This is a genomic window from Janthinobacterium agaricidamnosum NBRC 102515 = DSM 9628, from assembly GCF_000723165.1.
Lineage (GTDB): Bacteria > Pseudomonadota > Gammaproteobacteria > Burkholderiales > Burkholderiaceae_D > Janthinobacterium > Janthinobacterium agaricidamnosum.
In genome coordinates this window covers 2,582,495-2,603,861 of sequence record NZ_HG322949.1, presented here as the reverse complement: position 1 = coordinate 2,603,861, position 21,367 = coordinate 2,582,495, and the positions used below count along the sequence as shown (strand labels likewise).

The window sequence follows — 21,367 nt, the reverse complement described above, 5'->3', positions numbered from 1 at the left end:
CTAGTACAGCAATGCGTTAAACGGGATAAAGCGCACGGTGTCGCCCGGCGCGATGCTCCGGCCCGGCGGATTGTCGATCAAGCCGTCACCCCACACGGTCGAGGTCAGCACGCCTGAGCTTTGATTCTGGAACAGTTCCACGCCGCCTTCGGCATTGATGCGGGCGCGCAGGAATTCATTGCGCCGGTCCGCCTTGGGCCAGCTGAAATCGGCACGCATGCCGTAGGCCATCGGCCTGGTGCTTTGCTCGACGCCTTGCAGGCGCAAGATGAACGGCCGCACGAACAGCAAGAAGGTGACGAAGCTCGATACCGGATTGCCCGGCAGTCCGACAAAAAACGCTTGCCCGACTTCGCCGAAAGCCAGCGGCTTGCCCGGCTTGACGGCGATTTGCCACATGTTCAGGCGCCCTTCCGCTTCCACCGCCGGCTTGATATGGTCTTCCTCGCCGACCGAGACGCCGCCGGAGGTGATGATCAAGTCATGCTGCCGGGCGGCGCTGCGCAGCACCGAACGGGTGGTGTCCAGCGCATCGGGCACGATGCCGTAGTCGGTGATGTCGCAACCGAGGTTTTCCAGCAAGGCGCGCAAGGTAAAACGGTTGGAATTGTAGATCCCGCCCGGCGCCAAAGGCTCGCCCGGCATCGTCAATTCGTCGCCGGTGAAGAACACCGCCACCCGCAACTTGCGCCGCACCGGCAAGTGCGCCAGCCCGACCGATGCGGCCAGGCCCAGTTCCTGGCTGCGCAAGCGCGTGCCGGCCGGCAAGATGACATTGCCGAGGCGGATATCTTCGCCGGCGCGGCGCACCCATTCGCCAGGCTGCGGCGCATGCCTGACGGTCACCACGCCATCGACCAGTTCGCACTGTTCCTGCATCACCACCGCATCGGCGCCGTCCGGGATAAACGCGCCGGTGAAGATGCGCGCCGCGGTGCCGGGCTGTAGAGGCTGGCCGATATGGCCGGCCGGAATCCGCTGCGACACCGGCAAGCTGGCCGCGCCGCTGGCGCAATCGGCGGCGCGCACCGCGTAGCCGTCCATTTGCGTATTGTCTTGCGCCGGCACGTTCAGGGTCGACGTCAACGCTTCGGCCAGCACGCGGCCGTTGGCCGCCAAGGTCGGCACGCTGTCGATGTCGCCGACCGGCCGCGCCGCGTCCAGCATCAAGGCCAGCGCGTCGGCGACCGCCAGCAGCGGTTTGGGCTTGTATTCGCTCAAGTTACAGTCCTGTATGGGTGGCGATATAGGTCTTCATCTTTTCTACATCGGTGCTCATGACGACGAATTTCTGCGGCAAGTCCTCGATGTGTTCAAAGCCGGCCGGACGCTCCGCATCGACGCCCAGCGCATCGAGGATGGTTTCGTTGAACTTGGCGGCCAGCGCGGTTTCCAGCACGATCATCGGCACCCCGGCGACCAGGTGTTCGCGCGCGACCTTGATGCCGTCGGCGGTATGGGTATCGATGGTGATGCCGTAATCGTCGGCCACGTCGCGTATCGTGTCGAGGCGGTCCTGATGGGTCGACTTGCCGGACTGGAAACCGTATTTGGCGACCAGCCTGAATTCGTCGCCGTCGCTGCCCGGCTTGCCGGACAAGTCGAAACCGCCATGGGTTTCCACTTTCTGGAACAGGGCGCGCACGCGCTCGCTGTCGCGGCCGACCAGGTCGTAGATGAAGCGTTCGAAGTTCGACGCCTTCGAGATATCCATCGACGGGCTGCTGGTGTGATAGGTTTCAGCCGGCTTGCGCACGCGGTACACGCCGCTGCGGAAAAATTCGTCGAGCACGTCGTTTTCATTGGTCGCGGCCACCAGTTTATCGATCGGCAAGCCCATCATGCGCGCGATGTGGCCGGCGCAGATATTGCCGAAGTTACCCGACGGTACCGTGAACGACACTTTTTGATCGTTGCTGCTGGTCGCCGCCAAGTAGCCGCGGAAGTAATACACCACTTGCGCCACCACGCGGGCCCAGTTGATCGAATTGACGGTGCCGATTTTTTGCGCGGCCTTGAACGGCAAATCGTTGGACACGGCCTTGACCATGTCCTGGCAATCGTCGAACACGCCTTCGACCGCGATATTGAAAATGTTCGGGTCTTGCAGGCTGAACATCTGCGCGGTCTGGAAGGCGCTCATTTTCCGGTGCGGCGACAGCATGAAGACACGGATGCCCTGCTTGCCGCGCATCGCGTATTCGGCGGCGCTGCCGGTATCGCCCGAGGTGGCGCCGAAAATATTCAATTCGGCGTTATTTTTAGCCAGCGTGTATTCGAACAGATTGCCCAGCAATTGCATCGCCATGTCCTTGAAAGCCAGCGTCGGGCCATTCGACAGCGCTTGCAGGATCAGCGTGGTGCCATTGTCTTGCTCCAGCACGCGCAGCGGCGTGATGTCGGCCGCTTTTTCATCGTCGCGGGCGTTGCGGTAGACGGCCTTGGTATAGGTCTTGGCGGTCAGCGCCTTCAAGTCGGCTGCCGGAATGTCGGTGGCGAACTTCTTCAAAATTTCGAACGCCAGCTCGGCGTAGGGTAATTGACGCCAGGCGTCGAGTTCGGCGCCGCTCACTTGCGGGTAGTCGGCCGGCAGGTACAGACCGCCGTCGGGGGCCAGGCCACCCAGCAAAATGTCGGAGAATTGTGGTGGAGTGGTCGGTGCTGGCGCCTGCTCGGCGCGGGTAGAGACATATTGCATAAAATAGAAGAATCCTGTTGGGCTAACGGGGCAACTCATGCGGGCGAGCGTTTATTATAGTGCGCCCGGCGCATCAAGGCCAATCGCGTGTATTTTTATCTACACGCGCCCCGTCAGGACTCCATCTTCAACCTTGAGAGCGCGTCTCATAACGCTCAGGGCAAGGCGCGTCGCCGCAGACAGTACGAATGCACGACAAGGCGATGCAACGCCGCCATGGGCGTTGTGTGACGCGCTCTTGCTAGCAAGCCGCATGGTTGACGGTAATCACGTGTATCGCGAGGCCGCCCAGCGAGGTTTCCTTGTATTTGTCCTGCATGTCGGCGCCGGTCTGGCGCATGGTTTCGATCACTTCGTCGAGGCTGACGAAATGCGTGCCGTCGCCCTTCAGCGCCAGCGATGCGGCGGTGATGGCCTTGACCGCGCCCATGCCGTTGCGCTCGATGCACGGGATTTGCACCAGCCCGCCGATCGGGTCGCAAGTCATGCCCAGATGGTGTTCGATGCCGATTTCGGCGGCGTTTTCGATTTGCTCGTTGCTGCCGCCCAGCGCCGCGACCAGGCCCGCCGCCGCCATCGCGCACGCCACGCCGACTTCGCCCTGGCAGCCGATTTCGGCGCCGGAAATCGACGCATTGCGCTTGCACAGCATGCCGATCGCCGCCGCCGTCAGCATGAAGCGGCGCACCCCGCTGACCGGATCGCTGGGCCGGCAATCCTCGGCGTAATAGCGCAGCACCGCCGGGATGATGCCGGCCGCGCCATTGGTCGGCGCCGTGACGACCCGCCCGCCGGCGGCGTTTTCTTCATTGACCGCCATCGCATACAGGCTGACCAGGTGCACCGCGTCGTGCGGCAAGTCGTTGGCGCGGTCGTCGGACGCCTTGGCGTCTTGCGCCTGGCGCCACAGGTTGGCGGCGCGGCGCTTGACGTTCAAGCCGCCCGGCAATTGGCCCGGCGTGTCCAGCCCATGGGCGATACAGTCGCGCATCACGTGCCAGATGCGGTCCAGGCCCGCATTCAGCTCGTCGTTGCTCAGCTTGACACACTCATTGGTCCGCAACATGTCGGGAATCGACAAGCCGCTGGCCTTGCCGTGCGCCAGCAACTGGTCCATCGTGTCGAACGGATACACCGCGCCCGGCGCCGGCGCATGCGGCGCATCCGTGGCCTGCCCGGCGTCATGCTTGGCCTGCGCTTCGCCGGCGGCGTGGATAAAACCGCCGCCGACCGAATAAAACACCTGCTCGATGCGGCTGCCGTCGGCCAGCTTCAAGGTAAAACGCATGCCGTTCGGATGTTCCGGCAGCGATGCGCTTTTGTGCCAGACCAGGCCGGTCGCGGCGCTGAACGGCACGGCGTGCGTACCGAGCAGCCGGATTGCACCGGCCGCCTCGATCGCCGCCAGCATGGTGTCGACTTGATCGGGCACCACGCCTTGCGGCGTTTCGCCCATCAGGCCGAGGATCACCGCCTTGTCGGTGGCATGGCCGACGCCGGTCAGCGCCAGCGAGCCATACAGCGCCGCTTCGACACCGACCGCCTGCTCCAGCGAACCGCATTCGATCAAGAAACGGCGCGCCGCGACCATCGGTCCCACGGTGTGGGAACTCGACGGCCCTATGCCGATTTTAAACAGATCAAATACGCTCATGTCCATCAGTGTGTCTCTTATTATTCAGTGTAATTATTTGCTTGAGCGGGGACCGGTCACGCAGCCTGGGCCACGCCGATATCGATGTTGGCCAGCATGTCGGTCACCATCTGCTCCACGCCGATCCGGGCTTTCCAGCCCCAGTCGGCGCTGGCCTTGCTGTCGTCCAGGCTTTGCGGCCAGCTGTCGGCGATGGCCTGGCGGCTGTCCGGCTGGTAGCCGATGGTGAAGTCCGCCACCATGCGCGTGATGGCCCTGGCCAATTGCGCCGGGTTGAACGACACGCCGGCCACATTATAAGATGAACGGATCCGGATCTGTGCGGCCGGCGCATCCATCAATTCGATGGTGGCGCGGATCGCATCGGGCATGTAAATCATCGGCAAGGTGGTGTCCGGGCCAAGGAAGCATTCATAGCGCTCGCCACGCAAGGCGGCGTGGAAAATCGCGATCGCGTAATCGGTGGTGCCGCCGCCCGGGGGCGACTTGTAGCTGATGATGCCCGGGTAGCGGATGCTGCGCACGTCGACGCCATACTTATTAAAATAATATTCGCACAGGCGCTCGCCGGCCAGCTTGCTGATGCCGTACATCGAGGTCGGGTCCATCACCGTCATTTGCGGCGTGTTCACCGGTGGCGTGTTCGGGCCGAACGCGGCGATCGACGATGGCCAGAAAATCCGCAGCGGCTTGCCCGCTTCATTACGTTCGCGCGCCAGTTCCAGGATGTTCAGCAAGCCATCCATGTTCAAGTCCCACGCCTTCAATGGCGCCGCTTCGCCGGTGGCCGACAGCATCGCCGCCAGCTGGTAGACCTGGGTAATGCCCTCTTGCTCGACGATGGCGGCCAGGCCGGCCTTGTCGAGCACGTTCAATTGCGTATAACGCTGGGCCTGGTACAGGTTGTTGCCACCGATATCGCCGGCGATGACGTTCGCCGCGCCGTGCTGCTGCGCCAGGGCGCCCACCAGTTCACTGCCGATCTGGCCGTTGGCGCCGATGACTAAAATGCGTTCCATGCTGTTCTTCCTGACTGATTATGTGTTCTTGATCAGGCCAAGTTCGCGGCCTGCTTGTTCGAATGCCGCCAATACCGTGTCCAGCTGGGCGCGGGTATGCGCGGCGGACAATTGCACGCGCACGCGCGCCTGGCCCATCGGCACCACCGGATAAAAGAAACCGGTGACCAGCACGCCCAGCTCATACATGCGGGCGGCGAATTTTTGCGCCACCGGCGCATCGAACAGCATCACCGGCACCACCGGATGGCTGCCCGGCTTGATGGTGAAACCGAGACGCTCGATCTCGGCCCGGAAGTAGGCGGTGTTTTCATGCAGGCGGTCGCGCAATTCGGTCGATTTCGACAAGCGCTCCAGCACCGACAGCGAGGCGCCGGCGATCGATGGCGCCAGCGTGTTCGAGAACAGGTAAGGACGCGACTTCTGGCGCAGCGTGTCGATCACTTCCTTGCGCGCCGATGTGAAGCCGCCCATCGCGCCGCCCAGGGCCTTGCCGAGGGTGCCGGTGATGATGTCGATGCGGCCCATCACATGGTGGTGTTCATGCGTGCCGCGGCCGGTCGCGCCCATGAAGCCGGAAGCATGGCATTCGTCGATCATCACCAGCGCGCCGTATTGATCGGCCAGGTCGCAGATCCTGTCCAGCTGGGCGATCGTGCCGTCCATCGAAAACACGCCGTCGGTGACGATCACCTTGTGGCGCTTGCCGGCGGCGCTCGCCGCTTGCAATTGCACTTCCAGGTCGGCCATGTCGTTGTGGGCGTAGCGGTAGCGGCCGGCCTTGCACAGGCGGATGCCGTCGATGATCGACGCATGGTTCAGCGCATCGGAAATGATCGCATCCTGTTCGTCGAACAGCGGTTCGAACACGCCGCCGTTGGCGTCGAAGGCGGCCGCGTACAAGATCGTGTCTTCGGTGCCGAGGAAGCTGGAAATGGCTTGTTCCAATTCCTTGTGCACGGTTTGCGTGCCGCAGATGAAACGCACCGACGACAGGCCGTAACCGTATTTTTCGGTGGCGTCGATCGACGCTTGCTGGGTTTGCAGGTCGCCGGACAGGCCAAGGTAGTTATTGGCGCACATATTGATCAGGGTACGGCCATCGTCGCAGACTACTTCGGCGCCCTGGCGCGTGGCAATCACGCGCTCGGACTTGTACAAGCCCTGGCCGCGCAATTGATCGAGATTGTGTTGCAGGCCGCTGAAAAAGGCATTCTTTGCTGATACGCTCATGATAATCCCTACCCTTACCTGGTTAACTGATAGACTTGTTTTACGTCCGTTCAAGCCGTCGCCGCTCTATAATGTCATCTGATTGCGTGGTCCGGAGTTTACACGTTTTCCACCAATGCCATCAAAATCCATTATTTTGAACCAAAATTCAATATAATGGATATTACCCAAGCCGATTGAACTTTGCAAGCGACTCAGCCGATGAATGCCAGTGTTCCGACCAATTTTTCGACCAACTCCCCGCCGGAAGTCGGCGCCACGCTGCAAAGGATGCGCCTGGCGCGCGGTTTGACGCTGGAAGATTTGTCGCGCATCGCCGGGGTATCGAAATCGATGCTGTCGCAGATCGAGCGCGAAAAAGCCAATCCGACCATCGCCATCACCTGGCGCCTGGCCAATGCGCTGGGCGTGCAGATCGGCGAATTGCTGTCGAGCGTGGAAAAAAGCGTCGAAACCATCCGCCTGGTCGACGCCCATGAAACCCCGACCCTGCCAGGCGACCATGCCGGCTACGTGTTGCGGATACTGGGACCGATGGAATTGGCCGGCAAATACGAATGGTATGAATTGACGCTGGCGCCGGGCGGCGAACTGGCGTCGCAGCCGCACGACCCGGGCACCACCGAACACTTGACGGTATTGCACGGCACGATGGAACTGGAAGTGGGATTATCCAAGAAGAAAGTCAAGAATGGCGGCACAGCAAGATATCCCGCCGACCAGCACCACACCATCCGCAACCTCGGCAAGACCGAAGGCAAGGCGCTGCTGGTGGTGATCCACCGCTGACATCCACAGCGGGGGCAGAGCACCATTCATCATCAATGAATGGTGCTCTGCCCCGGTTTATTTACAATTTCTCCATCTTTTGCCGCACTGCAGCCGCCGCCTGGCCATTCGGCGCCAGTTCCAGGTAGGTGCGGTAGGCCAGCCTGGCCTTGGCGGTATCGCCGGACAAGGCATGCGCGTCGCCGAGGTTCAGATAGGCGACCGCGCGCGAGGGGTCCATCTTGACGGTGTTTTCAAACCAGCGCGCCGCTTCCTTGTACTTTTCTTGCTTGTAGAATACAAAGCCCAGGTTGTTGGCCGCCAGCGCGAAGTCCGGCCGCAATTTCAGCGCTTCGGTGAATTGCGCGACAGCTTCCGGATATTGTTTTTCTTTGTAAAATTGCAAGCCGCGGTCGTTGGCGCGCTGCGCCAGTTGCCGTGCCGAGGTCGGCACCGCGAGCGGCGGCACGATCTTCTGTTCCCTGCCCTGCAAATCCTTGACGGTGACCGCCGCAGCCGGCGTATTGGCGGCCGCTTTCTCTTCATGTGCCGGACGTGCCGCGTCCAGCCTGGAATTCAAGGCGATCGCGTCGCTCGACAGTTGCGTCGTGCCGGGGCTGAGGAATTCGGTTTCGGCCGGTAATTCAAAGACGAAATCGCCGCCTTCCGAGCCCGGCAAGCTGCCGAATGCCGGGGTCTGGTTCGATACGCTGGACACCGCCGGCGCCACATACGCCGCCAGTTCGGTGGCGGTGATCAAGCCGTCGCCATTCAAGTCGGCCTTGCCGTTCAAGCCTTGCAGCAAGGTCCAGGTGAACACCGAGTGACCGTTCGGGCCGCCGTCCGCCACCAGCTGGTCGCCGCCGCCGGCGGTCAGCATTTGCCGGCCGATGCGCTTGGCGTTGTCACGCAGGAAAGAGCTGTTGCCGGCGCCGCGCGTCAAGCCCAGGCCGCTATAGCAGGCATCCATGACGAACAAGGTGTGTTTGGCGCTCAGGCTTTCGGCGATGTTCTGGATTTCCGTCATCGGGATCGCATCGGTGGCGAACTGGTTCGGGTCGGAATCGTACGGCACGATGTAGCCGAGCTCGCGCCCGGAACTGAGTTTGCGGGTCGCGCCATGGCCGGCGAAGAACACAAAAATGCGGTCGTTCTTTTGCACGCCGCCATGCGCCAGCTTGTCGTGGAACGCCGCCAGGATGTTGTTGCGGGTCGCCTCGGCGTTTTTCAGCGTCACCACGCGCTCGGCGGCAAAGCCGAATTTTTCGACCAGCGTGTCGCGCACGCCTTGCGCATCGCGCACCGCATATTGCAATTTCGGCCATTTTTCGTAGCTGTCGATGCCGATCACCACCGCCCACGAGTTGGCGTAAGCGGTGCCGGCCGCCACTTTCTCGGCGGCTGGTTTGTTGCCCTTGGCCACTTTGAAGCCGCTGCCATCCCAGCCGGCGAATTGGTAACCGTCGGCCACCAGCCGATCGAGCACCGCCGGCAAGGCCTTGACGGTGCGTTCATGGATGTCGTGGAACAAGATGATGCCGCGCCCCGCCTTGTCGACCGCGTGCAGCACGCGCTCGACGATGGAGCTCGGCACCGGATCGGCCCAGTCCAGCGAATCGATATTCCACATCACCGATTTCAGGTGCGCGTCGGCCAGCGTGTCCATGCCCTCCTTGTTGCGCGCGCCGTAAGGAAAACGGAATAGCGGCGAACGCCCGGTATCGATCGCCTTCAGCAAGGTATCGGTATTCAGGATTTCCGCTTTTAAATTGTCGCCCGTCTGCTTCGACAATTGGGCGTGGCTGAAACTGTGGTTGCCGAGCACGTAGCCATCGGCCATCAGCTTGCGGCTGACTTCGGCGCCGGCCGACAGTCTGGCGTGGCCGTCCGCATCCAGGCGGCCCAGGTTGCGGCCGACGTTGAAGAAGACGGCCGGCACGCCATATTGCTTCAGGATCGCGCTGATTTCCTCGGTATAACGCTTGTGCGGGCCATCGTCGAAAGTCAGCACGATGGTTTTCTTCGGCAAGCCGGTGCCGAATATCTCGGCTTCTTCCTTTTTCGGCTCGGTTTTCGGTTCGGCGGCAGCCGGCTCGACCGCTGGCGCCGGGTAGGGCAAGACGACGCCAAAGTCCTTCAGGATTTGCTCGCGGCTGTACAGTTGCTTCAGGTGCGCGACGTAATCGTCCCACTTTTCGCGCTTCAATTCGATGGCGCGCGTTTCAAAACGGCCGAAAATCTGGCGGATTTCCTTTTCGTAGTTGCGCTCGATCTCGGCCAGCGCTTCCAGGTCTTCCGAAATACGCTTGTGCATCTTGATGGCTGGCAAGGACGTATCCTGCGCGACATCGGCCAGCAAGCCTTGCAGCAATTCGCGGAACGCCAGCCGGTCGGCGTCGAACAGGCTGCTATCGGATTCGATATAGGCCAGCAAGCTGTCGAGCGACTCGAAACGCGTGCCATTGCTCGGCGCGGTCAGCGTTTCCAGCGCGTCGTTCAGTTTGGCGATGCGCTCCTGGTTGTCATGGAACAAGCCTTGGCCGACCGCGCGGGTCTGTTCGCGGGCCGTGTCGGACAAGCTTTCTTCGTCGGCCAGCAGCACGATGATCTTGCGGTAATTCGCCAGCACCTCCTTCAATTGTCCGCTGATGGCCGTCATCTCGGCATTGCCTTGCAACACGGCGGCGACGCTGACGCGGGCTGGCGCGGGAGTCGGTGCGGGCGCCTTGCTGCTGGCGAGATATATACCGCCGCCAATGGCCGCCAGGGCGGCGATGGCGACGGTGATCTTGATCGGCTTGGAAGTCACTATGGGCTCAATCCTTAAAAAAATGAAATTTCTTAATGCCATGATTGTAAAACACACACCATCAATTCGACAGTCCTGTACGCGCAATACGGAACCGGCGCGGAGATGGTTCAATCAAATGGGAGCGTTCACTGGAAAGCATCATGAGAAAAACCGCCTGCGGCGCCGTGCTGGCGCTGGGCCTATGGCATTGCGCCAGCACTTGGGCGCAAACCCTGACGCTGGCGCTGCCGGCGCAGCAGGTCCATGCGGCGCTGCTGCGTGCATTCGCATCCAATAGCGACCCGGACAGCCGACGCCGCTATCGGCTGGTAGTGCCTTTCGGTACGCCATTGTTTCCGCCAGACACGGATTTTACCGAACCGGCCCTGGCGGCATGGCGCCAGTTGCCTCCTGTCCAGCGCCAGTTCGACCTGTTGCTGGCGCCCGATGTCGATTATTACTGGAAAGCCGGCAATACTGACTTCACTTGTCAATTCATTATCCATCTGCACCGGCACACACCGTCCAGCGTGTCCTTGCAACTATTCCAGACGCAAACAAAGATACGGCTCGGCAAGAAATTCGACCTGCTGGGCCGTACCGGGCCGGGCTGGTATTGGGATATCCGCCCCGCCCCGCCATCAGCCCAGGCCAGCGCCGACTTGCTGGCCTTCATCAGGGCGGCGCTGGCGCAACAGCAACAATAACAGCAAGCCCGGGCCGAACAGCAGCAGCGTGCCGGGCAATGGCACGGCCAGCGTGCCGACCGTCAGCGAAAACGGCGTCAGCACCGCTGTGGCATTCTGGATGAACACCCCGCCAGCCAGCGGATTGGCGCTCCACCACTGCCCGGTCAGCATGAAGAAGCCGCTGTCGCTTTGTCCGTTCACGACGGAGTTGAACACTTGCACGCCATACAAGCCGGACAGCGTCACCGGATCGAAAATGGCGGAAGCGCTGGCGCCCGGCGCCAGGATCGGGAAATCGAAATAACCGGCGTCCGGCGTGCCGAGGCTGAACGACGACGCGCTTAAACCGGTCGGCACAAACCAGTTGACGCTGTCGGTATTGTCCAGCGTATACCCCCAGCCGGCCAACTGGCCCGGCTGGACGGCCAGGTGGCCGCCGGGCGGCAAGGTGCTCAAGGTAAAGGTGAATGGCGCGGCGGCGGCAACGGCAGGCAGCAGCAAGGCCAGGACCAGCCCGGCCATGGCGCCCAGTGTTTTCAGGTTCATGACAAATTCTCCAGTGTGCGGATGAGGAAAGGCAGCGCCCGTGCAGGCGCTGCCGGGAAGTTCGCTAAGGCACGTTGACGATCACCGCCTGCCCTTGCGACAAGGCATAGCCGGCGCCATCGATGCCCTGCACCGTGCCGCTTTCCGTGACGCTGAAACGCTGCACGCCGGCCGGCACGTTGAAAGTCAGGCGTACCGTGAAGAAACTGCCGACATCGACATTCGGCGTGACGAACGGCAAGGCCGGCGTCAGCGCGGTATTGACAGTGACCGTGCCGCTGCCGCTCAAGGTCCGCAAGCGCAGGCCGGTCAGCGTCATGTCGCGCGCCGTGCCGATGCCGCTATTGGTAAAACGCAGGTCGATGCCGACCACGCCGGAGCTGACCGTCTCTTGTCCGATCAGGTCGGCGACGAAATCCGGCTTGCCCGGCGTTTCCAGCGCGCCGGTCACAAAACTGGTCAGCGAGGCGCTGTTGTGCAGCAGCGGATTGAGCGTGCCTTGCACCGCGACGGTAATCGTATCGGCGCTGCCGATGGGCGCATCGGGCGGCGCCATCAAGGTCACGGCGACGCTGGCGCTCTCGCCCGTACCCAGCGTCAAGGTCGTCGGCGTGACGGCAACGATGTAATGCAAATCATCGGTGGCGCGGATGCTGAAGGTGCCGGCCGCGCCCTGATTCCTGACTTGATACAGCAGCGTCGTGCTTTTTCCGGGACGCAAATCCTGCGGCGCCGGCGCCGTGACCGAGATATTCTGCGGCGCCAGCGCCAGGCTCGCGACGCGCTGATAGTCATTACCGGACGCATCCTTACCCGTCACATAGGCCAGGAAGGTTTCGCCAGGCACCGTCAACGGGCCAAAGAACTTGTCCGGATCGGTCGCATCCTGGGCCAGCGCCAGGTCGCTGATCGGCGTGTCGTTCTTGCGCCGCAGCTGGAATGCGGCGTTGGCCGGGCCGCCCGCCAATGCCGCCAGCCCATACACGGCGTCGCCCGGGCCGGGTTCGCCATCGATGGGAAACAGCCCCTGATGCGGCGGCTGGCCGCCGAACCTGGCCAGTTTGAACGACGTAAACGCCAGGTCGGCGATGCCGCTGACATTGACATAGGTCACGTCCGGCGCACCGTCCACCTTCAGCGTCCAGGCGCCGATGGCCGGGAGTTCGATCGAAATGATGACGCCGCTCGACAAACTCAGGTACGTGGCCGCGTCGGCCGGCGTCACGAGCACGCCATCGGGCCGTGTCAAACTTACGGCCGGCAACACATTTTGCGCCGTGCCGCTGACCGACACCGTCAGGCGGCGCATGCTGGCATCGACCGGCACGCGGTAAGTTTTGGCGGCCGGGAAGGTATCGACCACCGACAATACTTGCACCGCGTTATTGCGTCCCACCAGGTCGGCCAATTGGGTCACCTGGCCGGCTTCGCCGCCAGACAGGAAAAACACTTGTCCGCCGGTTTCATTGGCCAATTGCAAATACACCGGGTCCAGCGGCGAGCAACTGCCAAACAAAATCATGTACAAGCGAATCGACTTCGCCTTGGCCAGGCCGAGTACCGCGCCGAACAAACCGGCATCTTTCGACGACGCATCCGTGTACATGAACAGGTTGCCGCCCGGATTCGACAGCGACAAGCCGTTATACATGCCGGTCATCGACAATTCGGGACAATCGTCGCCGCCGGACGCAAACAGGGCGCCGATGCGCGACTTGAACAAGGTCGCGTCACTGGTCGACGTGGTCGGGCCGGTAGACGGATCGTTAAAGGGCGCCAGCACATATTGCAGCGGTTCCTCATCCGTGCCCAGCCGCGAATTGACGATATTGATCGCCGACGCGCGCACGCCGGCGATGATGCCGCCCATGCTGCCGGTCGTATCGATCGCAAACGCCAGCGTCGGCCCGGCGCCCAGCAGCGCCTTTAATTGTTCTTCATTGATGAGCGCCTTGATATCTTCGACAAACTGTTTGGTGGCGGCAATCGCGGCGCTGGCGGCCGGATGATGGAAAGTGCTGTGCGGCGACAGGTCGCAATACAAGGTGTCCTTGTTGATGCCCTCCCGGAAATAGCCGACCGGATCGCTGGAGGGCGAACTTTTATCCAGCGGTCCGCCATGGCTGCACTTGAAGGCGCCCGGCTTGGCCCGGTCTTCGCCGCCGTAATATCCGCTGGTCAACAAGGAAGTGATGATGGTCGATGAATTGGCGCACGTCAAGCCGGTATCGACGAAGCCGGAACAGGTCGTGACGGCCGGACCGGCAAACGGCAGCAGCACCGAACGGCCGACGTCGGGATTGGCGCCGCTATTGCCCATCTCGACCCAATTGCTATGCGAATAAAAGTCCTGGATAGTATGCAAGGCCCCTCCCAGGTTTTGCCGCGCGCCGCCGGTATTGATCGGACTGGCGTTCAAGGCGTCCAGCACATTCTGCTTCAGCGTCTTCAGCCGCAACTGCGCGCCGGCGCCATTTTCGCCATCGAAATGCTTGGCGGAGCTGACTTGATCCTGGTCAACCTCGGCATTCGCCTCGATGATTTCATCGAGCGCTTTTTGCATCGAATTGGTCAACTTCGGTACGCTGAAATAAGACTTGTCCAGTTCACTGATCGCGCGCTGGGTAATATCCTCGTGCGTCAGACTGCCGGAAGATTTGGCGGTGACAAAACACAGCAAGCCGTTCTTGGGGCAGAAAGCCAGGGTTTGCTGGCAAACGCCCAGTAGCGACAGTGCCAGCAGCAGTTGCCGTAACCAGCAACACGACGCGATAGCGAAGTACATACGATATCCTTTTCATGCGTGAATCGTTTGTCGGAGAAAAATCCGGTGTTGTCGCCGGATGCCCTGCCGATTCACGCATTTATCGTGCCTCCTGCCTCTTTTCCTTCAAAATCAGTCACTTGAAGAATATTCGGCATCCCGACGAGCTTGTCTGGTTAAGACTTGTAAAGTTCTCCGACAAGCCATGGCGCGCCCTTGCGCACCGGCGATGTCCTTAAAGTGCTAATGTCTGTACTCACCAAGGTCATTCAGCGAAAGTGCACCGTGAAGAAAACACCCCAGCCCGTGATACGCGATGTCGTCGACATCATCACCACCTTCAACGCCGGACGCGATGCCGAATTGCTGACGCGGAAATACCAGTTGATCGCGGCCAACCCATTCGCGTTCTTGCGCGGTACTTGCCACCTGTTCTATCAAGACTTTCCCGCCACCGGCAAGCTCAACCGAGCGCCGCTGGCCTGGATCTGTGGCGACTTGCACCTGGAAAACTTCGGCACCTACAAGGGCGACAACCGGCTGACCTATTTCGACATGAACGACTTCGATGAAGCACAACTGGCGCCGGTCAGCTGGGAATTGTCACGCTTCCTGGTCAGCGTGCTGGTCGCGGCCGATACATTGAACGTCAGCGCTTCCGAAGCGATCGGCTTATGCCATTGTTTCCTCGATGCTTACGTGGCAGCATTGACCGAAGGAAAAGCGCGCTGGATCGAACGCGCCACCGCCAGCGGCATGGTCAGGGATCTGCTGCGCGAATTGCGCAGCCGCTCGCGGCCGGCATTCCTCGAGCGCCGCACCGACATCAAAGGCGGCAAGCGCAAACTGCGCGTCGACGGCATCAAGGCGTTGCCGGTCAACCACGCCGAGCGCGACAAGGTCGGCACCTTCATGGCCGAGTACGCCGCACAACAAAGGACCCCGGGTTTCTTCAAGGTACTGGATGTGGCGCGCCGCATTGCCGGCACCGGCAGCCTTGGGCTTGAACGGTATGTGATCCTGGTGCGCGGACGCGGCGGCGTCGATGAAAACTTCCTGCTCGACCTGAAATACACGGCCGGCTCGGCCCTGGCGCCTTATGTCCAGCAACCGCAGCCACACTGGAGCAGCGAGGCGGAACGGGTGGTCGCCGTACAAAAACGGGTGCAGGCGATTGCGCCGGCATTTCTGTCCGCCGTCACCCTCGGCGAACAATCATTCGTGCTGAAAGAGCTGCTGCCGGACCAGGACCGGCTGTCGCTCGACTTATGGAATGGCAAGATCGGCCGCCTGGAAGGCGTGATGCATGCCATGGGATCGCTGGTCGCATGGGACCACCTGCGCTCCAGCGGCCGCCAGGGCTCGGCCAACGCCGACGCATGGATCGCTTTCGGCCGGGACGCCAAGGCCTGGCGCGGTGACTTGCTGGAATACGCGATGGCGTACCACCAGCAAGTACTCAGCGACTGGCACATCTATGCGAAGGCGTACCGGGCGGCGACCAAGGCCAGGCATGGCAGTGAATGAAGCGGACCGGGCATAGCCGCATCCAATTGTCCCGAAACAAGGCCGATACGTCCTTCACGCCTCCAGTGCGCTCCCCATAATGCGTCACATCCCGTGGCCGCCAAGCTCCCCGGCAGGCGTCGGCGTGGACTCTTTCTTACCATTTGTGGAGCACATTCATGATCACCTATGCACCCCTTTCCCCATCCGATGCCGCTGCGCTGGTCGCGCGGCTGCGCGAAACCCATCGCAGCGGCCGCACCAAGCCGATCGCATGGCGCCGCGAACAGCTCAACCGGCTGCGCGCCCTGCTGACCGACAACCGTGACGCCATTGCCGACGCACTGTGGGCCGACTTGCGCAAGAGTCCGCAAGAGGTCGATAGTGCCGAGATAGGCCTGACAGTCATGGAGATCGACGACTACCTGCAGCACCTTGAGCAATGGCTGGCGCCGCAGCCGGTCGAAGTCGCCGTGCCGTTCCTGCCGGCAGGCGTCACCGCCCGGACCGAGTTCGATCCGCTCGGCGTTACGCTGATCATGTCAGCCTGGAACTATCCGATTTATCTGCTGCTGACACCGGTCGCCGGCGCGCTGGCGTCCGGCAACGCGGTCGCCATCAAGCCTTCCGAACTGGCCCCGCAAACCTCGGCGCTGGTGGCGCGGCTGGTTCCCGCCTACCTTGATGCCGACGCGGTTGCCGTCATCGAAGGCGGCGTCGAACAGACCACCTCATTGCTGGCCCAGCGTTTCGATCACATCTTCTACACCGGCAACGGCACGGTCGGCAGGATCGTGATGCGCGCCGCCGCCGAGCACCTGACTCCCGTGACGCTCGAACTCGGCGGCAAGTCGCCGGTCTTCGTCGACCGCGACGTCGACCTCGGCCCGGTGGCCGCACGCATCGCCTCGACCAAGTTCGCCAACGCCGGGCAAACCTGCATCGCGCCCGACTATATCCTGACCGATGCGCAAACCGCCCCGGCACTGGCCGCCGCCATCGCCGCGGAAATCGAGAAACTGTATGGCGCCAACCCGCAAAGCGCCGCCAATTACGGGCGCATCGTCAACCAGCGTCACTTTGAACGGCTGGCCGGACTGCTGGGCTCCGGCCGTACCGTGGCCGGCGGACAAAGCGATAGCGCCGAGAAATATATCGCGCCGACCGTGCTGCTCGACGTGCGGCCGGATGCGCCGGTGATGCAGCAAGAGATCTTCGGCCCGATCCTGCCGATTCTCACTGTCGCTGACCTCGGCGAGGCCATCGCCTTCATCAACGAACGCGACAAGCCGCTCGCCGTCTATGCCTTCACCGGCAACGAAACGACCCGGGCCAGGCTGATAACCGAAACGTCTTCGGGCGCCGTCAATTTCGGCCTGCCGATCTATCACCTGACGGTACCGACCTTGCCGTTCGGCGGGGTCGGGGAAAGCGGCATGGGCAGCTACCACGGCAAGTATTCGCTGGAGGCATTCAGCCATCGGAAGGCCGTGTTCGATGCCCCGCTGAACTGATTGCGGCGCCGGGCCATCGAAGCTTGCGCCGCCACGCGCCATGGCCATCCGCCATAGCGGCGTCTATTTTTCCCAGCGCATGGCTTCGATGGCCTGCACCACAAGCGTCTCGTATTCGATAAAGAAATCGCTGTGAGCCGCGTTGTTGATGGTCAGCAGAGTGCTGCCCGGCAAAGCGGCGACGATGCGCCGGCAGTCTTGCCCGTGTATCTGCGGATACAGCCGCAGCCAGGTGCGCGCGTCGGCAACGTCGCGCGGGTCGGTCTGCGGCGTAATCCAGGGCATCATGTCGGCCAGCGTCGCCGGTTGCGCCACGACCACCAGCGCCGGCGCGCGCAGCGCACGGTAGTCGGGCGATAGCGACCTGGCGCCAGCGGCCATTGCCGCCGCCACCGCAGGCGGGGTATTGGGCCGCACACGGCCATCGGCCAGTACCTCGAGCGTGTCGCGCCAGTACGCATCCATCGCCGGCCACCACTGCTTGTGGATGCGTTTGGCGTAGGCGATCGAGGCGTTCATCGATGCCAGGTCCGCCAGTTCCGGTCCGGGCTCGTCGAAGATCGGATTCTCCGGCGGTTGCTCGCCTTGCCAGTGTGCCCCTTGCGAGTAATCGAAGGTGGTGTCGAGATACACCACGCCGCGCACCCGCTGCGGGTGGCGGCCCGCGAACAGCGTGACTTCGTTGCCGGCGATGGAATGGCCGGCAAGGACGATGCGCTGGACTTTCAGCGTATCGAGCACGGCCAGCAAGTCGGCCACCAGCGTGGCGGGCGCATAGGTGGCGTCGCTGCTGGGCAGCGGCTTGCCGGACTGGCCGTAGCCGCGCCGGGTGATGGCCAGCACGCGCTGGCGCCGCGCCAGCGCGGGCGCCAGGCTGTCGAAGGCGTGCGCATTGCCGCCCAGGCCGGACAGCAGCACGATGACGCTGGTATGGTCGCCCTGCGCCGCCGGCCAGTCGCGCACATGCAACGTAACGCCGGCGCCGACGGCGATGTGCCGGTCGATGACGGCGGAAGTGCGCGGCAAGGTGTTGCCGCCACAGCCGGCCAGGACCGCCAGCGCGCCCATGCTCAACATCAGGCGCCTGCGGGTCTGGTCATGCGCTGCGTGCCGATACTGCTTGCTCATGCGAGACTCCTTGCGTGTAGGGAATAGAGGACCAGTATCGGCGACGTCCATGAAGGCGGCATGAGGCTGGCGTGAAGATAGGCTGAAGGGACGATGGAACTTTTTGCCGCTGTGCCCCATTCATTGAACAGCGTTTGACGCCGCATAGGCATGCAAGCAGATCGTCTCCATCCACCAGGAAAACCATGAATCTCAATTCCCCCCAGCCTTTACGTTCAACTCAGCAAGCAGTACTGCATGCACCGGGTGAACCACCACCGGGCTCTATCGCTTCCTCCAGCAAGACTGACAGCCTTGCATCGGCGCCCCGGAAAAACAATACGCCGGTCGAAGCGAGTGCCGCCAGCCTGCAACGCATGCAGCAATCCCAGGGCGGTGCACGCAGCCGCGATACCGTCCCGCCGATCCGGCTGTCCGAGGAGGTCGTGCAACGGGTCAGGACGCTCGCGGCCGGCGTCATGCCGGCTGTCGTGGCCTATCGGCAAGACATCCATCAACATCCGGAATTGTCCGGCGCGGAAGTCCGCACCGCCGGCGTCGCGGCCAGGCATTTGCGTGGCCTGGGTATCGACACGGAAGAAAATGTCGGCGGCCATGGCGTGGTCGGTACGCTCCAGTCCGGCAAGCCGCGCAAGGTGGTCGCGTTGCGCGCCGATATGGATGCGCTGCCGTTACAGGAAGCCACCCAACTGCCGTTCAGCAGCGAGAATCCCGGCGTCATGCATGGCTGCGGCCACGACGGCCACACTGCGATGCTGATGGGAGCGGCCAGCGTGCTGACCCAGATGCAATCGGAAGGATTGCTCCAGAATGCCGCTGTGAAATTCATCTTTCAGCCGGCCGAGGAAAAAGGCACCGGCGCCAAGGCCATGATCGCCGCGGGTGTAATGAAAGGCGTGGATGTGATCTTCGGCCACCATATCCACCCGGGCTTGAGAGCGGGAGAAATCCACATGCTGTCCGGTCCGCTGCTGGCCGCCGCCAATGCGCTCAATGTCAGTTTTACCGAGGATGGCAATGCGACGCAGGTCAGCCACAAGTCCCTGCTGTCGGTGGCCCATACCGTCAAGGCATTAAACAAGCGTAACAGCCCGATCGGCGATCCGAACAAGCGCGACGTGGTGGCGACGCCGACCACGCTGGGCAACAGCAAGCGGCCGATCAATGTCTCGCCGGAGTTCGCCACTGTCAGCGCCGAGATTCGCGTCAGCGGCGGCCAGCAGGCCGCGATCGAAGAGGAGATCGGACGGATGGCGAATAATGTCGCCGATAAAGCACAGCAAACCGTCGAAGTGACCTTTTCACCGACGGCATCGGCGGATACAACAATGATGCAAGCGACATTCCACGGCAAGCCGACGCACGCGGGCATGCCCGAAGCCGGCAAAAATCCGGTCTTGCCGGCGGCAAAAATGGCGCGGCGCCTGGAAAAGGCCTACAACCAGCAGGATGTTCCCGTCCATGTGACGCTGAAAGACTTGCGCGACAGCGCGGCGCCGCAGGAAGGCCCGCCAGTGGCCCGGCTCGGCGCATCGGTACGTACCTTTGGCGAAGACGTGCGCACCAACACGCTGGACGGCATTCAGCGACATGCCGTCGAAACGGCCGCCGCCATGGGCCAGAAGAGCGAAGTCAATCTGCTAAAGGACGGTAATTACAGCACCACCGACAACCCGGAAGCCGAAACGACCGCCATGCAGCAAGCCCTGTCGTCTGCGGGAGAGCAAGTCCGGAACGGGCAACGCGTCACCGCATCGGAAGACTTTTCTGAATACCAGAAAGTAAGAAATGAAAAAGGCGACGTCATTCCGGGCGTCTTCTCCCTGGTGGGCGCCGGATGGGATGACCGCGAGCCGAAAAACGTCTCGGGCCATCACCAGCCCAAATTCGACTTCAATGAAGCGGCGATGGAAGCCGGGATACGAAGCCTGGTGCTGCAGACGCTGAGCTATCTGGAGCCGGCTGCCGGGGCGGCCAGGTAATTCAAGAGGGTATTTGCGCCCCGGCATGCACCGGCCAGCGTGATGTCTTGCTCGACCAGCCAGACGATGTCGCTGGTCAGCGCCGCCATTTGCGCCGCGTCGACGCCACGCCGGGACGCAGGTTCCAGGTGTTGGTATAGGCCCCGCTGGCTTCCAAGTGCCGCTTGATGTACTACGTCAGGTTGAGGTCTCACGACTCACGGAGCTATATATATAGGTCCGGCTACAAGCTGATGGCGACGGAAATTTCTGGCATGTTCTGTTCAGCGCTTATCAACGACCAAACAAGCGCGCCAGAAAACCGGTAGGTTTGTCAGGTCGAGGCCGATGCGTGCTTGGGCCATCAGGACGTAACAAATCACCCGGGTAATGTTCCATTCCCAGACACAAGCTATCGTCGATACCAAAAACCTTGGCGGCTACTGCAGCTTCCACGCACCAGCGGCCAAAGTAAGCGCCACCTTCAAAGTTCTCATTGCCATAGGTATACCAATACGGTCGATTGTAGACTGCATGCTGTTTTTTGGTACTCGGGCGATCCAGCTCCACGTACCAGTGCTCAACAAAATCCTTGAGCAAACCAGGTTGTTGTACCTCCGGGGCAGTGATGGCCTTGAGCAATCTCGCATAAGGCTTGGCGTGACACAGATTCGTGCCTATCGTCCGTTCCGGAGAGCGAGTCGCTATTACACGATCGAGCAATATGTCATGCCCATCATTGCCAATCAAAACCAGCAGGCGCTGCCATATAACCTCTGGAATATCCAGCGTCAGGGCCAAACCAACCAGCCAGAAACAGACGATGTAGTGGTCAAGATTGTGACGCCAGTCGCGACGCTCCCATAGCTCGGCTTCTGTACGAAATTCCAGATGCAAACGGTTGGACTCTTCCCAGGCATCGAGCATGGGCGGGAAATATTGAACTAGCTCGGTAATGGCGTCGCCACGGGAGTAGCGATAAAGCATTAACTCACAATAGTTTTTTGTTAGCTCAAAAAGATACTGTGGACGATACTGTGCATTCTCTGAGGATTTTTTAATTCGTTCCTGCATTTCATAAATATCATTGCTTAGG

Annotated in this window: 15 protein-coding genes; 5 read left to right on the top strand and 10 right to left on the bottom strand. The window is 61.8% G+C overall.

Translation table 11 applies throughout. The features are described from left to right. The 5 genes from GJA_RS11030 to kbl all read right to left on the bottom strand — a co-directional run bounded on the left by GJA_RS11030 (position 1) and on the right by kbl (position 6,604). Entirely contained in the window at positions 1-1,221 is a 1,221-nt protein-coding gene (locus tag GJA_RS11030; RefSeq protein WP_081905346.1) for a molybdopterin molybdotransferase MoeA, read from the bottom strand. A 1-nt stretch (position 1,222) separates the two neighbouring features. Beyond that, on the bottom strand, positions 1,223-2,698 hold the full coding sequence (gene thrC, locus GJA_RS11025) for a threonine synthase (RefSeq protein ID WP_038492049.1): 1,476 nt from the start codon (positions 2,696-2,698) through the stop codon (positions 1,223-1,225). 241 nt (positions 2,699-2,939) lie between these two features. After that, positions 2,940-4,358 (bottom strand): L-serine ammonia-lyase, encoded by a 1,419-nt coding sequence (locus GJA_RS11020; RefSeq protein WP_038492046.1) that lies wholly within the window; start codon positions 4,356-4,358, stop codon positions 2,940-2,942. A gap of 50 nt (positions 4,359-4,408) precedes the next feature. After that, a complete protein-coding gene (locus tag GJA_RS11015; RefSeq protein WP_038492044.1) occupies positions 4,409-5,371 on the bottom strand; it encodes an NAD-dependent epimerase/dehydratase family protein in 963 nt (320 codons plus the stop codon). Between the two features lie 18 nt (positions 5,372-5,389). Next, entirely contained in the window at positions 5,390-6,604 is a 1,215-nt protein-coding gene (kbl, locus tag GJA_RS11010) for a glycine C-acetyltransferase (protein ID WP_038492041.1), read from the bottom strand. A 201-nt stretch (positions 6,605-6,805) separates the two neighbouring features. Between kbl and GJA_RS11005 the strand changes: the two genes are divergently transcribed. Beyond that, the gene (locus GJA_RS11005) at positions 6,806-7,393 is read left to right on the top strand and encodes a helix-turn-helix domain-containing protein (RefSeq protein ID WP_038492038.1); all 588 of its coding nucleotides are present in this window, start codon (positions 6,806-6,808) and stop codon (positions 7,391-7,393) included. 61 nt (positions 7,394-7,454) lie between these two features. Here the strand turns inward: GJA_RS11005 and GJA_RS11000 are convergent, their stop codons facing one another. Beyond that, entirely contained in the window at positions 7,455-10,181 is a 2,727-nt protein-coding gene (locus tag GJA_RS11000) for a polysaccharide deacetylase family protein (protein WP_038492035.1), read from the bottom strand. A gap of 143 nt (positions 10,182-10,324) precedes the next feature. Here GJA_RS11000 and GJA_RS10995 point away from each other — a divergent pair, with 143 nt between their 5' ends. Continuing rightward, positions 10,325-10,870, top strand: coding sequence for a hypothetical protein (locus GJA_RS10995; protein ID WP_038492033.1), 546 nt, complete (start codon positions 10,325-10,327; stop codon positions 10,868-10,870). On the opposite strand, the gene GJA_RS10990 is transcribed toward GJA_RS10995, so the two are convergent. Both GJA_RS10990 and GJA_RS10985 read right to left on the bottom strand, forming a co-directional pair. Further along, positions 10,805-11,398 carry a hypothetical protein gene (locus GJA_RS10990; RefSeq protein WP_038492030.1) on the bottom strand — a complete coding sequence of 198 codons (594 nt, stop codon included), beginning with the start codon at positions 11,396-11,398 and terminating at the stop codon, positions 10,805-10,807. The genes GJA_RS10995 and GJA_RS10990 overlap by 66 nt on opposite strands. 64 nt (positions 11,399-11,462) lie before the next feature. After that, positions 11,463-14,183: a VCBS domain-containing protein gene (locus GJA_RS10985; protein ID WP_051780666.1), complete on the bottom strand. Its 2,721-nt coding sequence runs from the start codon at positions 14,181-14,183 to the stop codon at positions 11,463-11,465. Positions 14,184-14,447: 264 nt separating this feature from the next. On the opposite strand from GJA_RS10985, the gene GJA_RS10980 reads away from it, so the two are divergent. Both GJA_RS10980 and GJA_RS10975 read left to right on the top strand, forming a co-directional pair. Further along, on the top strand, positions 14,448-15,689 hold the full coding sequence (locus GJA_RS10980; RefSeq protein ID WP_242404513.1) for a DUF2252 domain-containing protein: 1,242 nt from the start codon (positions 14,448-14,450) through the stop codon (positions 15,687-15,689). A gap of 158 nt (positions 15,690-15,847) precedes the next feature. After that, entirely contained in the window at positions 15,848-17,182 is a 1,335-nt protein-coding gene (locus GJA_RS10975) for an aldehyde dehydrogenase family protein (RefSeq protein ID WP_051780664.1), read from the top strand. A gap of 63 nt (positions 17,183-17,245) precedes the next feature. Here the strand turns inward: GJA_RS10975 and GJA_RS26160 are convergent, their stop codons facing one another. After that, entirely contained in the window at positions 17,246-18,310 is a 1,065-nt protein-coding gene (locus GJA_RS26160) for an alpha/beta fold hydrolase (protein WP_051780661.1), read from the bottom strand. A 185-nt stretch (positions 18,311-18,495) separates the two neighbouring features. Between GJA_RS26160 and GJA_RS26155 the strand changes: the two genes are divergently transcribed. After that, entirely contained in the window at positions 18,496-20,292 is a 1,797-nt protein-coding gene (locus GJA_RS26155) for a M20 metallopeptidase family protein (RefSeq protein WP_081905343.1), read from the top strand. A gap of 273 nt (positions 20,293-20,565) precedes the next feature. On the opposite strand, the gene GJA_RS26655 is transcribed toward GJA_RS26155, so the two are convergent. Then, positions 20,566-21,345 (bottom strand): PoNe immunity protein domain-containing protein, encoded by a 780-nt coding sequence (locus tag GJA_RS26655; protein ID WP_144241486.1) that lies wholly within the window; start codon positions 21,343-21,345, stop codon positions 20,566-20,568. Between the last annotated feature and the right edge of the window lie 22 nt (positions 21,346-21,367).

Coding starts and splice junctions, on each gene's coding strand:
- thrC (WP_038492049.1), bottom strand. CDS start 2,698: ATGCAATATGTCTCTACCCGCGCCGAGCAGGCGCCAGCACCGACCACT.
- GJA_RS11020 (WP_038492046.1), bottom strand. CDS start 4,358: ATGGACATGAGCGTATTTGATCTGTTTAAAATCGGCATAGGGCCGTCG.
- GJA_RS11015 (WP_038492044.1), bottom strand. CDS start 5,371: ATGGAACGCATTTTAGTCATCGGCGCCAACGGCCAGATCGGCAGTGAA.
- kbl (WP_038492041.1), bottom strand. CDS start 6,604: ATGAGCGTATCAGCAAAGAATGCCTTTTTCAGCGGCCTGCAACACAAT.
- GJA_RS11005 (WP_038492038.1), top strand. CDS start 6,806: ATGAATGCCAGTGTTCCGACCAATTTTTCGACCAACTCCCCGCCGGAA.
- GJA_RS10995 (WP_038492033.1), top strand. CDS start 10,325: ATGAGAAAAACCGCCTGCGGCGCCGTGCTGGCGCTGGGCCTATGGCAT.
- GJA_RS10990 (WP_038492030.1), bottom strand. CDS start 11,398: ATGAACCTGAAAACACTGGGCGCCATGGCCGGGCTGGTCCTGGCCTTG.
- GJA_RS10985 (WP_051780666.1), bottom strand. CDS start 14,183: ATGTACTTCGCTATCGCGTCGTGTTGCTGGTTACGGCAACTGCTGCTG.
- GJA_RS10975 (WP_051780664.1), top strand. CDS start 15,848: ATGATCACCTATGCACCCCTTTCCCCATCCGATGCCGCTGCGCTGGTC.
- GJA_RS26160 (WP_051780661.1), bottom strand. CDS start 18,310: ATGAGCAAGCAGTATCGGCACGCAGCGCATGACCAGACCCGCAGGCGC.
- GJA_RS26155 (WP_081905343.1), top strand. CDS start 18,496: ATGAATCTCAATTCCCCCCAGCCTTTACGTTCAACTCAGCAAGCAGTA.
- GJA_RS26655 (WP_144241486.1), bottom strand. CDS start 21,345: ATGCAGGAACGAATTAAAAAATCCTCAGAGAATGCACAGTATCGTCCA.